The organism is Stenotrophomonas sp. YJH_SMC_58, from assembly GCF_059369635.1.
In genome coordinates this window covers 1-16464 of the sequence record NZ_JCAFSW010000004.1, presented here as the reverse complement: position 1 = coordinate 16464, position 16464 = coordinate 1, and the positions used below count along the sequence as shown (strand labels likewise).

Genomic DNA, 16464 nt, shown 5'->3' with positions numbered 1-16464 from the left:
CAGTGCGGCAAACGTCTCCAATCCTGCCCGCCGACCGCCGGCGTCGCCAGCGCCCGGAGCCGATCTCAGCGCGGTCGCGACAGAGGCAGGGCCAGCGCCAGCCAGACCGCCCAGCAGGCGAATGCAAGCCGTTGTGCCAGCGGCGCCGGCAGCACGCCCTGCAGCGCAAAGGCAGCCAGCGCCGCCAGCACGCCACAGGCGAGCGCCACCCCGCCCAGGGCGCGGCCGTGCGTCTGGCGCAGCTGCGAGATGCCCAGCAACAGGGTGCCGGCGACGAAGCCCAGCACCCAGATCATCCAGGCACTGGCGTGCAGCTGGCTGGCCGGCCCGTGCAGATCGTCCACATCCAGCGGCATCAAGCCCATCGCGGTGAAGGCCAGTCCGCCCAGCAACAGCATCTGGCTGCCCACCCGCGGCGCCCAGCCAGCACTGGCCGGCAGCTGTCGGCGCAGGCACTCGGCCACGACCACCGCCAACAGGCCCGGCAGTACGAAGCCCAGCAGATTGAAGGCCAACGCGTGCGGCACGCCGTGTGCGCCCAGCAGGGCCACCGGGTGAATGGCCTGTGCATAGCCGTCCAGGCCGGCGCCGAAGCCCAGCACCGCCAGCACGAACAGCAGTGCGGCGGCGGGGCCGGACAGACGCAACAGGGAAGACGGGGAGGTCATGCGGGCTCCAGGAGCAACGGCGGCGGGAACGACGCATTGTCGGGCATTTGCCGCAGTCCGGGTTGAGACTGGCATCGATCGTCACCATAGAATCGGTCTCCAGATGCCAATCGATGCCTCCCCCATGACCGAGACGACCTACGTATTCGACGCCACCACTGCGACCTTCGAGGCCGAAGTCCTGCAGAAGTCGCTGCAGACGCCGGTGCTGGTCGACTTCTGGGCCACGTGGTGCGGCCCCTGCAAGACCCTGGGCCCGATGCTGGAAAAACTGGCCGCCGAATACAACGGTGCCTTCGAGCTGGCCAAGGTCGATGTCGACAAGGAACAGCAGATCGCCGCCGCCTTCCAGATCCGCTCGGTGCCGACCGTGTTCCTGGTCAAGGGCGGCCAGCTGGTGGACGGCTTCCCCGGCGCCATCCCGGAAGGCCAGCTGCGTGAGTTCCTCGCCCAGCACGGCATCGTGCCGGCCGACGTCGGCGACACTGCCGCCGAGGACGAAGCGCCGTTGGATCCGCAGGCACAGGTGGACGTACTGCGTGCGCAGATCGCCGCCGAGCCGGACAAGGACGAGCTGAAGCTCGACCTGGCCCTGGCCCTGCTGCAGATCGGCGGCGTGGACGAAGCCGGTACGCTGATCGACGGCCTGCCCGCCAACCTGGCCACCGACGACCGCGCCGTGCGCGCCCGCGCCCGGTTGTCCTTTGCCGCTGCCCTGAAGGACGCCCCGGCCGCCGAGGTGCTGGACGCGCGAATCGCCGCCAACGGCAATGACCTCAAGGCCCGCCACCTGCGCGGCGTGCAGCTGCTGCTCGGCGGCCATGACGAAGCCGCGCTGGCGCAGTTCCTGGAAATGCTGCGGATCGACCGGAGTTTCGAGGAAGGCCTGCCGCGCAAGGCGCTGATCGATGCCTTCAATGTGATCTCCGACGAGGACCTGGTCGGCCAGTACCGCCGCAGGATGGCCTCCCTGCTGTTCTGAACGGAAGCCGGGTTCGTTCAGAATCCCTGCACTGGACGCGGGCAATAATGCGCACGATGGCGGCCGTAGGGCCGCCACGATCCGTTCGGGGGGATGAGGTCGGGGCCATGGGGTCTTGCAGCTGCACCCCCGCATTGCCGGGATTGCAAAACTGTGACCTTCGTCCGCTCGCTGTTATTTGCCATGCGCTTCCAGGGCGCCCTGCTCTGTGCCCTGCTCTGTGCCCTGCTTCTGCTGCCGGCCATCGCCGCCGCGCAGGACTGGAACTACCGGGTCCGCCCCGGCGACACCCTGTGGGATCTGGGTGGCGTGTATCTGAAACCCTCGGTGCGCTGGCAACAGCTCCAGCAGCACAACCGAATCGACAACCCCTACCGGCTGCCGCCCGGCCAGCTGCTGCGTTTCCCCATCAGCTGGCTGCGCATCGAACCGGCACCGGCGCGGGTGCTCTCGGTCCGCGGCAAGGTCGAACTGTCCAGTGGAGACGGCAGCGCCAGCCGCGCCATCCAGGCCGGCGAGCAGCTGCATATCGGAGACACCGTACAGACCGAGGGCGAATCCAGCGTCACGCTGGAATTTGCCGATGCGTCGCGCCTGCAGCTGCGTGAGTACTCGCGCCTGCGCCTGGACCAGCTCAGCCGCTACGGCCACACCGGCATGGTCGACACCCGCCTGCGCCTGCAGCAAGGCCGCGCCAGCAATCGGGTGACGCCCGCGCGCGGCCCGGCATCGCGTTACATCATCGATGCGCCCACCGCCACCAGCAGCGTGCGCGGCACCGTCTTCCGGGTCAGTGCCGGCGACGGTCGTGATGCCGCGGCCACCGAGGTCCTGCAGGGCAAGGTGCAGGTCGGCAACGCCCATGGCCAGCGCATGGTCCAGCCCGGACAGGCCACCCGCAGCGCCAGCGCAGACGCGGCACCGGACGCAGTCTCCGAACTGCTGCCGGCACCGCAGCTGCGCAACGATGAACTGCGCCTGGCCCCGTTGCCGACGCTGCTCGCATGGACTCCGGTCACCGGCGCCGCGCATTACCGCGTTGAAGTGGTAGAGGCAGCCACGCCGGAGATCCTGCTGTTCGCTGCCACCACCCCCGATACCCGCCTGGCCATCGGCGATCTGCCGCCGGGCCAGCTGCGCATCCTGCTGCGCGCGGTCGATGCGCAGGGTGTGGAAGGCATCGACGCCAGTGCCGACTTCGAACTCAGCGACCAGCCCCCACCGCCGCTGACCCTGGCCCCGCTGCATGGACAGACAATCAACAGCGACCGCCCGCGGTTCCGCTGGAGCCAGGCCCCCGGTGCGCGCAGCAGCGTGCTGCAGATCGCGGCTGATTCCACCTTCGTACAGCCACTGCAGGAACAGACCAGCACCGGCACCGACCTGCGCCTGACGCAGCCATTGCCGCCGGGTCACTACTTCTGGCGGATCGCCTCCCGCAGTGCCGATGGGCACCAGGGGCGCTATGGCCAGGCCCTGCCACTGCAGCTGAGCAACGAGCCGGTGGATCCTGCCCTGCAACCGCCCGAGGCCGCGCACGGTGAACTGACCCTGCGTTGGCAGGCCGGCAGCGAAGGCCAGCGCTATCGCGTGCAGGTCGACCGCCGCGGCGACTTCAAGGCACCCCTGGTCGACGAAACCGTGGCCGAACCGCAGGTCAGCTTCAAGCGTCCGTGGCGCGGCACCCTGCATGTGCGCGTGCAGTACATCGACGATGACGGCCATGCCGGCGAGTTCTCGCCTGCCCAGAAGATCGCCCTGCCGTGTCGCCTCTGCTATGGCACCGGCGGCGGTGCCCTGCTGCTGTGGCTGCTGTTGTGAGGCGCTCGCCGCTGCCGTGGTCGAAGCGGATCCTGCTGGCCATGCTGGCCGGGATACTGACCCTCGTCGCCAGCCAGGGCCAATGGCTGTGGCGGCAGGACGAGGCCACCTACGACGCGATGGTCGGCAACTGGGACTATCGACCCGACCCTAGCGTGCTGATCGTGGCCATCGACGAAGGCAGCCTGCAACGCATCGGCCAATGGCCGTGGCCGCGCTCGGTCCACGCCCGGTTGCTGGATCGCCTGACCGATGCCGGTGCCGAACGGGTCGCGCTGGATCTGATGCTGTCCGAGCCGGACCGCCGCGACAGCCGCCAGGACGAGGCGCTGGCCGCGGCCATCCGTCGCAATGGCCGGGTGGTGCTGCCGGTGCTGGCCGCACCGGCAGCCGGTGATCGCATGGCCGAGGAAATGCTGCCGGTTCCGCAGATCGCGGCCAGTGCCGCCGCCATCGGCCACACCGACGTTGAGGTGGACAGCGACGGCGTCGCCCGCGGCATCTACCTGCATGCGGGCATCGGCAAGGCGCATTGGCCGGCGCTCGGGCTGGCCCTGACCGGCCTGCCCGCGGGCGCGGTGCGCGGACTGCCCGACCCTGATCCCGAGGTGGGCTCGCCTTATCAATGGCGGCGCAACGACTACGTGCGGGTGCGCTATGCCGGACCTCCCGAGCAGTTGCCGCAGGTTTCCTACGCAGACGTACTCGATGGCCACGTGGACATGGCGATGCTGCATGGCCGCCGCATCATCGTCGGCATGACCGCCAGCGGCATCGCACCGCGCCTGCTGACCCCGACCACCCGCGAGTTCTGGATGAGCGGCAGCGAGTACCAGGCCAACATCGCCTCGATGCTGCTGCAGCACAAGCAGATCGAGGTGCTGCCCCGCTTCTGGCAGCACACCATCAGCGCGGTGCTGGTGGCGCTGTGCGTGATCCTGCTCGGCCTGCGCCTGCCGTGGCTGGCGGCGCTGAGTTCGCTGCCGCTTGCCCCTCTGCTGAGCTGGTTGCTGTTGCGCACCATCAACCTCTGGTGGGCGCCAGCCACCGCCCTGCTGGGCGTCCTGCTGGTCCTGCTGGCCTGGGCGATCTGGCGGATTTCGGCCTGGCACCGGCAGGCCAACCGCGACGCACTGACCGGCCTTGGCAATCGCCTGCGTTTCGAACAGGCGTTGCAGCAGGAATGCGACGCCGCACGACGCAACGGCAAGCCACTGAGCCTGGCGCTGATCGACGTCGACCACTTCAAGCGCCACAACGACCGCCATGGCCACCAGGTCGGCGACCGCGTGCTGCGGGACGTCGCCCGGTTGATCGGCGCGCATGCGCGGCGGCCGCGCGACATGGCCGCGCGTTACGGTGGCGATGAATTCGCACTGGTACTGCCCGATACCCCGGCCGAAGGCGCGCGGCTTGTCATCCAGGACCTGATCGACTGCGTACGTGCATTGCCGGTACACGGTGACGGCAGCGACGACCGGGTGACGCTTACCATCGGCGTGTTCACCCGGGTACCGGAAGGCGGGCTGCATCCGCATCATTTCGTCGAAGGGGCCGACACCGCGCTGTACCAGGCCAAAGCCAACGGGCGCGACGGGTATGTGATCGACGGCGGCGCGTGACCGGCACCACCAGGGTGCAACATACGCATGCGAATGGTTAGACTGGACACCTCGCCCAGCGCCCCCGGATCCGCATGAACGCCTGTCTGTTCCGCTTCGGCATCAACCTCTGGCCGCCCTTCCTGTTCACCGGCATCCACGTCACCCGCATCACCCCCGACTACCGGCAGATCGATGTCGAGCTGCGCCTGCGGCCATGGAACCGCAACTACGTCGGCACCCACTTCGGCGGCAGCCTGTTCGCGATGACCGATCCATTCTGGATGCTCGGCCTGCTGCACACCCTCGGCCGCGACTACTACGTGTGGGACCGCGCCGGCACCATCGACTTCCTCAAGCCGGGCCGTGGCATCGTGCGGACGTCGTTCCGCATCGACGACGCGCTGCTGGATGAACTGCGCGCCGAAGCGGCCAGTGGCGAGAAGGTGCTGCGCTGGTTCAGCAACGACGTGATCGATGAAAGCGGCGAGGTGGTCGCACAGGTCCGCAAGCAGGTGTACCTGCGGTTGAAGCCACACGCACGCTGAGCGCGCCTCAATCGCGCGCCAATGCAGTCGAAGCTGGCTCCGCCTGCAGCGGTACCGACAGCCACGGGTTCTCATCAGCGCTGCGCGCTGGAGAGCGCCGCGGCACCTGTAGATGGCGGCCATCCGCCGACAAGCGCGGCACCCGCACCGGCGAGGCGAACTGCGCCGGCAACCGCTGCAGGGCATCCACCGGATCCCCCGGCTGCTGCCGCAGCCAGCGCTGTGCACCCAGTAGGCGCAGCATCGCCGCAGCGTCCTGGGTGCGCGACGAATAGGCCGGATAGACCGGACCCGCAATGTCGGTCAACAGGCAACCCATGACGTTCGACAGGCAACCAAAGTCACGCTGCGGCGGCGCCGGCACCGGCAACGGACGGTCCGCCTCCAGCGCAGCGGTCGCCGTCGCGCCACAGGCCCAACCGAGATTGCCGGCCGCACGGGCCAGGGTGCTGCTGCGGTCCAGTACCAGCGCGCCGCCGAATTCCCGCGCCGAGGTCTCGATCGCCACCCGGTTCATCGCATACTCGCCCTGCATCGCACGGCACAGGCTCTGCTCGTCGGCCCGCATCGGCTGCATGGCCTGTTCGCATTCGGCCGGCAGCGGGCGATCGGCAGGCAGTTCGACCAGCATGTCGGCCAGCAGCTGCGCGTTGGCCTGCACCAGGCTGGCGCCGATGATGCTTTCGACCAGATAGCTGCCACCGGGCACCAGCCGCCGGCCCAGCTGCACTCCCCGGCAGCTGCCGCGCAGGGCACCGTCGATGTCACCCTGTACGAACGCCAGCGCGCGTGCGCTGGTGGCATCGACCACCAGCCCGTAGGTCGGCATCGGCACCAGGATGCCCTCGCCCTTCGGCTGGAACGGCGATACGAAGTAGTCTGCTTCGGCGAGCTGATCCAGCCGCGCGTGCAACTGCTGGTGCCCGGCATGGGCCTCCACGAAGCGTTGCGGGTCCGCGCGGACCTGGGCGAGGCAGCCGCGGGCGGCCGGCCCGCAACTGGCACCGGGCCGCGAGCGCAGCTCGGCATGGTTGGCCACCAGGTGTGTCTGGCCGCCGCTGCTGCCCCGCAGGTCGGCCTCCCAACGGCGCACGTCCTCGGCCAACGCCTGCTCGCGCTGGCGGGCATCCAGATCGTCGAACGGCAGCGTCCACAACAGGGCATAACCGTTGCGCCCGCTCGCCGGCAGCCGCGCTTCCAGCCGTTTCTGCGCCTGCAACCGCGATTCCGGCACCGGCCACATGCGTGAGGCGCACCACACCACGATGGTCAACAGCAGCAGGCCCGCCAGGGTCCAGCCCAGTCCGCGCAGAATCTTCAACACAGCTTCCCTTCCATGGCTCGTTGCCGCAGTCGATCCACCAGCGTAATCGACCGGCAGTGACCGCTACAATGCGCACATGTCGCTCGAAGCCCCCGCCTTGGTCCCCCGCCCCTCCCTGCAGCGCCTGTTCCTGACCGGCCTGCTGACCCTGCTGCCGATCTGGCTGACCTGGGTCGTGGTCAAGTTCGTGTTCGTATTGCTGTCGGGCATTTCCAGCCCGCTGGTGGTACCGCTGTCCGAGCAGATCGCGACAAGCTTCCCGCACTACCTCGGCTGGGTCCGCGCCGAATGGATCCAGGACACCATCGCCCTGCTGGCCACCCTGCTGGTGATCCTGGCGGTGGGCGTGGCCAGCCGCCGCGTGCTCGGCCAGCGCCTGCTGCGCTGGGTGGGCGCGGTCATCAAGCGCATTCCGCTGGCCAGCATCATCTACGACAGCGCAAAGAAGCTGCTGGACATGCTGCAGACCGAACCGGGCAGCACCCAGCGCGTGGTGCTGATCGACTTCCCGCACCGCGACATGAAATCGGTCGGACTGGTCACCCGCGTGATCAAGGAACACGGCACCGACCGTGAGCTGGCCGCGGTGTATGTACCGACCACGCCGAACCCGACCTCGGGCTACCTGGAAATCGTGCCGGTGGAACTGCTGACCCCGACTGACTGGACCGTCGACCAGGCCATGAGCTTCATCATTTCCGGCGGCGCCGTCGCACCGTCCAGCGTGCCGTTCACCCGCGCCGGCGAACGCACCGGCGAACGCACCGAATGACCCCGGCGCCGATCGAGCGCCCGCTGCAGGACCGCGCGGTCCTGCTGTTCATCGTGCTGGCCGCGTTCTTCTGCGGCAATGCGGTGCTGGCCGAGCTGATCGGGGTGAAGATCTTCGCGCTGGAAGACACCCTGGGCATCGCCCCGCTGAACTGGAACCTGTTCGGCCAGACCGGCTCGCTCAGCTTCACCGCCGGTACCCTGCTGTGGCCGGTGGTGTTCATCATGACCGACACCATCAACGAGTTTTTCGGCAAGCGCGGCGTGCGCTTCATCTCGTGGCTGGCGGTGGTGCTGATCGGCTACGGCTTCCTGTTCGCCTTCGCGGCCATTTCGCTGGCGCCGGCCAGCTGGTGGGTCACGTCGATGGATGGCCACGGTGTGCCCGACTACCAGGCCGCGTTCGCAGCCGTGTTCGGCCAGGGCATGTGGACCATTGCCGGTTCGCTGGTGGCCTTCCTGCTCGGCCAGCTGATCGACGTGGCGGTGTTCCACCGCATCCGCCAGGCCACCGGCGAACGCCACGTGTGGCTGCGTGCGACCGGATCGACCGCGATCTCGCAGGTGGTGGACAGCTTCGTGGTGATCTGGATCGCCTTCGTGCTGGGCCCGCAACACTGGCCGACCTCGCTGTTCCTTGCGGTCGCCAGCGTCAACTACGTGTACAAGATGGGCTTTGCGGTCGCCCTGATTCCGTTGCTGTACCTGATGCGGCGTGCCATCACCCGCTATCTGGGCGCCGATCGCGCGGCGGCACTGCGCGCCGCCGCTGCGGCTGACTGAAGCCCCAGCGCCGCCAAGCTGACTGCGTCTTCACGCTGGCCGTACGCGCGCGGATCGTGCAAGCTCCACGATCTGTGTTCCACGGAAGCTTCTTGATGCCGTATTCCCCCCGCGTCCTGGCCGCTGCCATTGCCGCGTTGTTCCTGTTCAGTGCCGTGCCGTCGGCCGAAGCAGCGAAGAAGAAGGCCAGCCGCCCTGCCGCTGCGCAGACCCGCCAGGCCGCCAAGCCCAAGGCCAGGCCCGCCCGTGCCACCGCACCGGCCCGTGGCAGTTCGGCGCGCCGCGCTGCGCCGCGTCCGGTCGCACCGGCCCGTGCCGTGCCCAAGCAGGTGCAGCTGGAACGGCTGTACGACGAGTACTGGGATGCCTCGATGCGGTTGAACCCGCTGCAGGCCACGTTCCAGGGCGAACCGCGCTACAACGACCAGCTACCCAACATCCTGTCCGCCGCCTGGCGCCAGCAGTCGCACGACTTCACCACGCAGTGGCTGGGCAAGGTCGAAAAACTCGGCAGCGATGGCCTGCAGGGCCAGGACCTGCTCAGTTACGAGATCTTCGTACGTGACGCGCGCGCCTCGCTGGCTGCCGAGCGCTACCCGAGCTGGATGATGCCGATCAGCCAGTACTACAACATCGGCAGCATCATGGCGATCCTCGGCTCCGGCGCGGGCGCGCAGCCGTTCAACACCGTGCAGGACTATGACACCTGGTCGCGCCGCTCGCTCGGCATTCCCGAACTGTTCGACCAGGCCATCGACAACATGCGCCAGGGCATGAAGGCCGGCGTGGTGCAGCCGCGCGACCTGATGGAGAAGGTGCTGCCGCAGCTGGATGCAGTGATCAAGCCGACCGCTGAAGAGAGCATCTTCTGGTCGCCGATCCGCACCATGCCGAACACGATTGCGGCCGAAGACAAGGCGCGCATCAGTGCCGAGTACAAGCGCATGATCGAACTGCGCATCATGCCCGCCTACCGCGCCCTGCGCGGCTTCATCGCCACCGAGTACCTGCCGGCCACGCGCGCCAGCAGCGGCATGGGCGCGCTGCCCGACGGCCAGGCCTGGTACGCCAACCTGATCGTGCAGACCACCGCCAGCGACCAGACCGCCGCGCAGCTGCACGCGCTGGGCGAGCAACGCGTGCAGGAACTGCAGGCACAGATCGCCACGGTGATGAAGGACGCCAAGCTGCGTGGCACGCCGGCAAAGCTGCTGCGCAGCATGCGCAACGATCGCCAGTTCCAGTACAGCGATGCCAATGCACTGATCAGCCGCTACCGCCAGGTGCAGCAGCAGGTCAACGCGCGCCTGCCGCAGGTGCTCGATACGCTGCCGAAGTCCGCGCTGGAGGTACGCGCAGTGGAACCGGAACGGGCGCTGACCGCCGCCGCTGCCGCCTACCAGCCGTCGCCGCCCGGGCAGCCCGGCGTGCTGTACATCAACACCCGCGACCTGCCCAGCCGCAAGCGCTGGAGCGTGCCGGTGCAGTACCTGCATGAAGCGATTCCCGGCCATCACGTGCAACTGGGCCTGCAGCAGGAGCTGGCCAAGCTGCCACGCTTCCGCCGCCTCGGTGGCGATCTCGCCTTCGTCGAAGGCTGGGGCCTGTACGCCGAAACGCTGGGCGAAGATCTCGGCGCCTACACCGATCCCTACGACCGCATCGGCTACCTGTACTCGCGCCTGCTGCGCGCCGCGCGCGTGGTCGCCGACACCGGCGTCAATGCACAGGGCTGGAGCAAGCAGCAGGCCGTGGCCTACCTGCAGAAGACGGTGGACATGAGCAGCGATGACGCCAACGCCGAAGTCGAGCGGATCATGGCCCAGCCCGGCCAGGCACTGTCGAACGTCGCCGGCATGACGACCATCGTTGCCCTGCGCGACAAGGCCAAGGCACGCCAGGGCGCAGCCTTCGATCTGCGCCGCTTCCATGCAGAACTGCTGAAAGACGGCTCGATGCCTCTGGACGTGCTGGACCGCAAGATGGAGCGCTGGATGGCACAGCCGGCCAGCGCTGCGCCCACACTTTCGCCCTGACGCTTCCGGAGCCACCATGCGCCCTGCCGTCGCCCTGTTCGCCGCCGTGCTGGGCCTGCTGCCTCTGGCGGGCGCCGCCGCACCGGTGCTGACCCCACTGGATGCCGGTATCGACGGCCTGATGCAGGCCTACGATGGCCAGGTGCCCGGCGCCGCAGTGCTGGTGCTGCATGACGGGCAGCCGGTGTTCCGCCGTGGCTACGGCCTTGCGGTGGTCGAAGACGGCACCCCGGTCACAGCCGCCAGCAACTTCCGGCTGGCCTCGGTCAGCAAGCAGTTCACCGCCGCGGCGGTGCTGCTGCTGGTGGAAGACGGCCGGCTCGGGCTGGACCAGCCGGCCCGGCAGTGGCTGCCCGAGCTGCCACCGGCTGCAGCGGGCATCACCCTCCGCCACCTGCTCTCGCATACCAGCGGCCTGCTCGACTACGAAGACCTGATGGACCCGGCAGACACGCGGCAGGTACACGATGCCGATGTGCTGGCCCTGCTGTCGCGCCAGGACCGGCTGAACTTCGCGCCGGGCACGCAGTACCGCTACAGCAACAGCGGCTATGCACTGCTGGCACTGATCGTGGGCCGCGCATCCGGCCAGGATTTCGCCGCCTTCCTGCAACAACGCATCTTCCGCCCGCTGGGCATGGCGCATACCGTGGCCCACCAGGACGGCGTGGACACGGTCGCCACACGCGCCTATGGCTACAGCAGGATCGATGGCCGCTGGCAGCGCACCGACCAGAGCACTACCAGCGCTGTACTGGGAGACGGCGGGATCTACTCCTCGCTGGACGACCTGGCCCGCTGGGATGCGGCGCTGTACGACGACCGCCTGCTGTCGAAGGCTTCGCGCCGGGCGATGTTCAGCCCCGCCACACCGACGCCCGAACCGGATGTGCCGCACTACGGCTTCGGCTGGCGCCTGAACGGCCCGGTGCAATGGCACAGCGGCGAGAGCATCGGCTTCCGCAACGTGATCGTGCGCCACCCGGAGAAGCACCTGACCGTGATCGTGCTGACCAACCGCAACGACCCCGAACCCTATCCGCTGGCGCAGAAGATCGCCCAGCGCTGGCTGGACACCCTGCAATGACCCCCGGTTCCGACGCCCTGCTGGGCATCCACCACGCCGCACTGATCTGCAGCGACTACGCCCGCTCGAAGGACTTCTACGTGCGCATCCTCGGCCTGCGCGTGCTGGCCGAGAACCACCGCGCCGCACGCGATTCCTGGAAGCTCGATCTGGCCCTGCCCGACGGCGGCCAGCTGGAACTGTTCTCCTTCCCCTCGCCGCCGCCCCGTCCCAGCCGCCCGGAGGCCCAGGGTCTGCGCCACCTCGCGTTCCGGGTCGCTGCACTGGAACCCTTCATCCAGCGCCTGGCCGCGCATGGTGTCGCCTGCGAACCGATCCGCGTGGACGAATACACCGGCCGACGCTTCACCTTCTTCGCCGACCCCGACGACCTGCCGCTGGAGCTGTACGAAGTCGGTTGAGCGTTTTTCAATCGTGATTCATCCATGCATGGCATGGATCTACGTGTCGACCAAGGTCGACACCCACCAAGAGCAGGCCGTGGCATTCCAACAGATCGCGGAGACCTGTCGAAGGCGGGGTGGGTCCGGTGGCGGGGGCGTGAGCCGCATGGGCCCGAGGCATGCCTCGGGCGGGTTGGGCAGGACGCCCAACCCCGGTCTTGCCGTGTGCGCAGGACTGCGCCCACGAGCAAGCGGCGACCGAGCTTACATGGGTGAGGGCGCTTTGCTTGCGAAGCACTGCTTCGCAAGCGCCCGAACGCACAGCCGCCAGCGGCTGGGCCGGGCCCCGGAGGGGGACTTGCAGCGCCCCCCGCAACCGGACCCACCCCGCCATCCCACGGATAGCCGTCTTTGCTTTTGAGGTTGCCGGCCAGCGGCCGGCACTACCGCAGGTGCAGGGCGCAGCCCTGCAAAGCCCCCCCCTTCCCCATACCCCGCCGAATGGGTATACAGTCGACCCGTACCGGCATCGTGCCGGAATGAACCCTGGGAGGGGACCATGCGCAAGACCTTCAAGACCCTGCTGCTGGCACTGCCGCTGTGCCTGGCCGCGCTCTCGGCGCAGGCCGCCGACGGCGCCGCCGGCCGCTGGAAGACCATCGACGACAAGACCGGCAAGGTGAAGTCGATCGTCGAGATCACCCAGGCCGCCAACGGCACCCTGACCGGCAAGGTGGTCGACATCCTGCACTCGGACAAGGGCCCCAACCCGGTCTGTGACGGCTGTGAAGGCGCCAACAGGAACAAGCCGGTGAAGGGCATGACCATCCTCTGGAACCTGAAGGCCGACGGCGCCAACAAGTGGTCCGGTGGCACCATCCTCGATCCGGCCAATGGCAAGACCTACAAGTCGAAGATGGAACTGCAGCCCGGCGGCACCAGGCTGGACGTGTCCGGCTGCATCGCCTTCATCTGCCGCGCGCAGACCTGGCAGCGCGAATAAGCGCCACGGCCCCGCTTCATCCCCGTGACCCGGCCCCGGCCGGGTCACCTCGTTGCGGGCATGCGATACTCTGCGGTTCCCCTCGGCTTCACCCCGCGACCATGACCCGTACCGCGCTCGTCACCACCGCCCTGCCCTACGCCAACGGCCCGCTGCACCTGGGCCACCTGGTCGGCTACATCCAGGCCGACATCTGGGTGCGTGCGCGGCGAATGAGTGGCGGCAAGGCCTGGTTTGTCTGCGCCGACGATACCCATGGCACGCCGATCATGCTGGCCGCGGAAAAGGCCGGGGTCACCCCGGAAACCTTCATCGCCAACATCCAGGCCAGCCACGAACGTGACTTCGCCGCCTTCGGCGTGGCCTTCGACCACTACGACTCGACCAATTCGGCAGCCAACAAGGCGCTGACCGAGCAGTTCTACCTGAAGCTGGAAGCGGCCGGCCACATCAGCCGCCGTTCGGTGGCGCAGTTCTACGACCCGGCCAAGGGCATGTTCCTGCCCGACCGCTACGTCAAGGGCATCTGCCCGAACTGCGGCAGCCCCGACCAGTACGGCGACAACTGCGAAGTGTGCGGCGCTACCTATGCGCCGACCGACCTGAAGGAACCGCGTTCGGTCATCTCCGGTGCCACGCCGGAAATGCGCGATTCGGAGCACTTCTTCTTCGAGGTGGGTCACTTCGACGCGTTCCTGCGCGAATGGCTGGCCGGCGACGTCGCCCTGCCGGGCGTGAAGGCCAAGCTGGGTGAGTGGCTCAATGCCGAAGGTGGCCTGCGCGCGTGGGACATCTCGCGCGATGCGCCGTACTTCGGCTTCCAGATTCCCGGCCAGCCGGGCAAGTACTTCTATGTCTGGCTGGACGCGCCGATCGGCTACCTGTCCAGCTTCCAGACCCTGTGCGGCAGGATCGGCGAGGACTTCGAAGCGCACCTGCGCGCCGGTACCAGCACCGAGCTGCACCACTTCATCGGCAAGGACATCGTCAACTTCCACGGCCTGTTCTGGCCGGCGGTGCTGCACGGCACTGGTCACCGCGCGCCGACCCGCCTGCACGTCAACGGCTACCTGACCGTGGACGGCGCCAAGATGAGCAAGTCGCGCGGCACCTTCGTGATGGCGCGTACCTTCCTCGATGCCGGCCTGGAACCGGAAGCGCTGCGCTACTACTACGCCGCCAAGTCCGGCGGTGGCGTCGACGATCTCGACCTGAACCTGGGTGACTTCATCGCCCGCGTCAACGCCGACCTGGTCGGCAAGTTCGTCAACCTGGCCAGCCGCTGCGCCGGCTTCATCAGCAAGCGTTTCGACGGCCAGCTGGCCGCGCAGCTGCCCGATGCGGCGCAGTACCAGCGCTTCGTCGACGGCCTGGCGCCGATCCGTGAAGCCTACGAGCGCAACGACCCGGCCGCGGCGATCCGCCTGACCATGGCCCTGGCCGACGAAGCCAACCGCTACATCGACGACGTCAAGCCGTGGGTCATCGCCAAGCAGGAAGGCGCCGACGCGCAGCTGCAGGCCGTGTGCAGCCAGGGCCTGAACCTGTTCCGCGTACTGGTCACCGCCCTAAAGCCGGTGCTGCCGGCCACCGCCGCGCAGGCCGAAGCCTTCCTGGCCGCGCCGGTGAACGACTGGACCGAACTGGCACAGCCGCTGCTGGGCCACCGCATCACCGACTACACCCCGCTGTTCACCCGTATCGACCCGAAGAAGATTGACGCCATGATCGACGCCTCCAAGGACACCCTGCAGCCGGCGGCTGCCGCTGCCCCCGCCGCCAAGCCGGCCGCCCCGGCCCCGGCCCCGGCCAAGGACGAAGCAAAGAGCGCCGACGCGCCGGCCTACATCGGCATCGACGATTTCGCCAAGCTCGACCTGCGCATCGGCAAGGTGCTGGTCTGCGAGTTCGTGGAAGGATCGGACAAGCTGCTGCGCTTCGAGCTGGATGCAGGTGAACTGGGCAAGCGCCAGATCTTCTCCGGTATCCGTGGCAGCTACGGCGAGCCGGAGAAGCTGGTCGGCCGCAGCGTGGTGTTCATCGCCAACCTGGCCCCGCGCAAGATGCGCTTCGGCCTGAGCGAAGGCATGATCCTGTCGGCCGGTTTCGACGGCGGTGCGCTGGCGTTGCTGGACGCCGACAGCGGCGCGCAGCCGGGCATGCCGGTCCGCTGATGCCCGTAGCGGGCGTGGCCTCGGCCGCGCCCGCCGGCAGCATTGGCCAGCGGAGGCAACGCGATGGGAGGCAACGGAATGGAACTGGCGCTGTTCGACTTCGACCACACCGTGACCACCTGCGATACCTATGGCCGTTTCCTGCGCCGCGTGGCCACCGCCGAACAGCTGGCGCAGGCGTGGTGGAAGGTCGGCCCGTGGCTGCTCGCGTACAAGCTGAAGCTGATCTCGGCCGAACGCATCCGCGCGCGCGTCACCCGCCTGACCTTCAGCGACCGCCACAGTGACGACATCGCCACCCTGGCCGCCGGCTTCTCGCGTGAGTTCCTGCCCGACGTGGTGCGCCCGGAAATGCTGGAGCAGATCCGCTGGCACAAGGAACAGCAGCACACCGTGGTGATCGTGTCCGGCTCGCTGGACCTGTACCTGCGGCCGTGGTGCGAGCAGCTGGGCCTGCAGTTGATCTGCAACCGGCTGGAATGTCAGGACGGACGCCTGACCGGCCGTTACGCCGGTGGCGACTGTGGCCCGCGCAAGGTCGAGCACATCCGTCGCCAGTTCGATCTGTCGCGTTACGTGCGCATCCATGCCTACGGTGACAGTTCCGAAGACAAGCCGATGCTGGCGCTGGCCCACGAGCGCTGGTTCCGCGGCAAACCCCTGAAGTAACCCGACGCGCAGCCTTCGCCACGCATGAGCCTGATCCCGCCCCTGACCGAACGCCTCGACCGCCTGCTGCCGCAGACCCAATGCGGGCAATGCGGCTACGACGGTTGCCGACCGTACGCGCAGGCGATGGCGCGCGGCGAGGCAGGCATCGACCGCTGCCCACCCGGTGGCGATGCCGGTGCACGCGCGCTGGCCCAGGTTCTGCGCGTACCGGCGATTCCTTTTGATCGTTCGCGCGGCGAGCACAAGGCGCCGCAGGTGGCGTTGATCGTGGAAGCCGACTGCATCGGCTGCACCAAGTGCATCCAGGCCTGCCCGGTGGACGCCATCGTCGGCGGCGCCAAGTACATGCACACGGTGATCGCCGATCTGTGCACCGGCTGCGAGCTGTGCATCCCGCCGTGCCCGGTGGACTGCATCGAGCTGGTGCCGGCATAGCCACCGGACCAACCGGCGGAGCGGCGGAGCGGCGGGGTAGAGTCGACTGTTAGTTGTGATCTCTCGGTAGGTTGTTCATCCGGGGCATCTTTGGAAAATGGTGGTTACCACACCTATCCAGTCCCCAAAGAGCCCGGATGAACCACCATAAAAATGCCCGTTTGACGCCGTTTAGT

15 protein-coding genes are annotated in these 16464 nt (G+C 68.2%); 13 read left to right on the top strand and 2 right to left on the bottom strand.

The features are described from left to right. Positions 1-65: 65 nt before the first annotated feature. The gene (locus AC5P68_RS06630) at positions 66-668 is read right to left on the bottom strand and encodes a DUF998 domain-containing protein (protein ID WP_231522377.1); all 603 of its coding nucleotides are present in this window, start codon (positions 666-668) and stop codon (positions 66-68) included. 124 nt (positions 669-792) lie between these two features. On the opposite strand from AC5P68_RS06630, the gene trxA reads away from it, so the two are divergent. The 4 genes from trxA (at position 793) to AC5P68_RS06610 (ending at position 5620) form a co-directional block, all read left to right on the top strand. Continuing rightward, complete coding sequence (gene trxA, locus AC5P68_RS06625) at positions 793-1650, top strand: thioredoxin (RefSeq protein WP_005410542.1); 858 nt, start codon at positions 793-795, stop codon at positions 1648-1650. A 153-nt stretch (positions 1651-1803) separates the two neighbouring features. Next, positions 1804-3471: a FecR family protein gene (locus tag AC5P68_RS06620; protein WP_231522378.1), complete on the top strand. Its 1668-nt coding sequence runs from the start codon at positions 1804-1806 to the stop codon at positions 3469-3471. Further along, entirely contained in the window at positions 3468-5093 is a 1626-nt protein-coding gene (locus AC5P68_RS06615) for a CHASE2 domain-containing protein (protein ID WP_033835328.1), read from the top strand. Before AC5P68_RS06620 ends, AC5P68_RS06615 begins: the two co-directional genes overlap by 4 nt. Before the next feature lie 74 nt (positions 5094-5167). Beyond that, positions 5168-5620: a DUF4442 domain-containing protein gene (locus AC5P68_RS06610; protein ID WP_049453107.1), complete on the top strand. Its 453-nt coding sequence runs from the start codon at positions 5168-5170 to the stop codon at positions 5618-5620. 7 nt (positions 5621-5627) lie between these two features. On the opposite strand, the gene AC5P68_RS06605 is transcribed toward AC5P68_RS06610, so the two are convergent. Then, entirely contained in the window at positions 5628-6944 is a 1317-nt protein-coding gene (locus AC5P68_RS06605) for a hypothetical protein (protein WP_049403488.1), read from the bottom strand. Between the two features lie 76 nt (positions 6945-7020). On the opposite strand from AC5P68_RS06605, the gene AC5P68_RS06600 reads away from it, so the two are divergent. The 9 genes from AC5P68_RS06600 (at position 7021) to rnfB (ending at position 16288) form a co-directional block, all read left to right on the top strand. Continuing rightward, positions 7021-7716: a DUF502 domain-containing protein gene (locus AC5P68_RS06600; protein WP_005414135.1), complete on the top strand. Its 696-nt coding sequence runs from the start codon at positions 7021-7023 to the stop codon at positions 7714-7716. Further along, positions 7713-8498, top strand: a complete 786-nt coding sequence (locus AC5P68_RS06595; RefSeq protein ID WP_012480937.1) for a queuosine precursor transporter — start codon at positions 7713-7715, stop codon at positions 8496-8498. The genes AC5P68_RS06600 and AC5P68_RS06595 overlap by 4 nt, the downstream gene beginning before the upstream one ends. A gap of 95 nt (positions 8499-8593) precedes the next feature. Then, complete coding sequence (locus tag AC5P68_RS06590; RefSeq protein ID WP_049403489.1) at positions 8594-10534, top strand: DUF885 domain-containing protein; 1941 nt, start codon at positions 8594-8596, stop codon at positions 10532-10534. Between the two features lie 16 nt (positions 10535-10550). Beyond that, positions 10551-11621: a serine hydrolase domain-containing protein gene (locus tag AC5P68_RS06585; protein ID WP_231522379.1), complete on the top strand. Its 1071-nt coding sequence runs from the start codon at positions 10551-10553 to the stop codon at positions 11619-11621. Beyond that, positions 11618-12022 (top strand): SMU1112c/YaeR family gloxylase I-like metalloprotein, encoded by a 405-nt coding sequence (gene gloA2, locus AC5P68_RS06580; protein ID WP_005414138.1) that lies wholly within the window; start codon positions 11618-11620, stop codon positions 12020-12022. The genes AC5P68_RS06585 and gloA2 overlap by 4 nt, the downstream gene beginning before the upstream one ends. Before the next feature lie 541 nt (positions 12023-12563). Beyond that, the gene (locus tag AC5P68_RS06575) at positions 12564-13007 is read left to right on the top strand and encodes a DUF2147 domain-containing protein (RefSeq protein ID WP_005410552.1); all 444 of its coding nucleotides are present in this window, start codon (positions 12564-12566) and stop codon (positions 13005-13007) included. Between the two features lie 101 nt (positions 13008-13108). Further along, entirely contained in the window at positions 13109-15181 is a 2073-nt protein-coding gene (metG, locus tag AC5P68_RS06570; RefSeq protein ID WP_164135213.1) for a methionine--tRNA ligase, read from the top strand. Positions 15182-15259: 78 nt separating this feature from the next. After that, positions 15260-15850: an HAD family hydrolase gene (locus tag AC5P68_RS06565; protein WP_005414141.1), complete on the top strand. Its 591-nt coding sequence runs from the start codon at positions 15260-15262 to the stop codon at positions 15848-15850. Between the two features lie 24 nt (positions 15851-15874). Next, positions 15875-16288 (top strand): Rnf electron transport complex subunit RnfB, encoded by a 414-nt coding sequence (gene rnfB / locus AC5P68_RS06560; RefSeq protein WP_049454082.1) that lies wholly within the window; start codon positions 15875-15877, stop codon positions 16286-16288. The last annotated feature ends 176 nt before the right edge of the window (positions 16289-16464 follow it).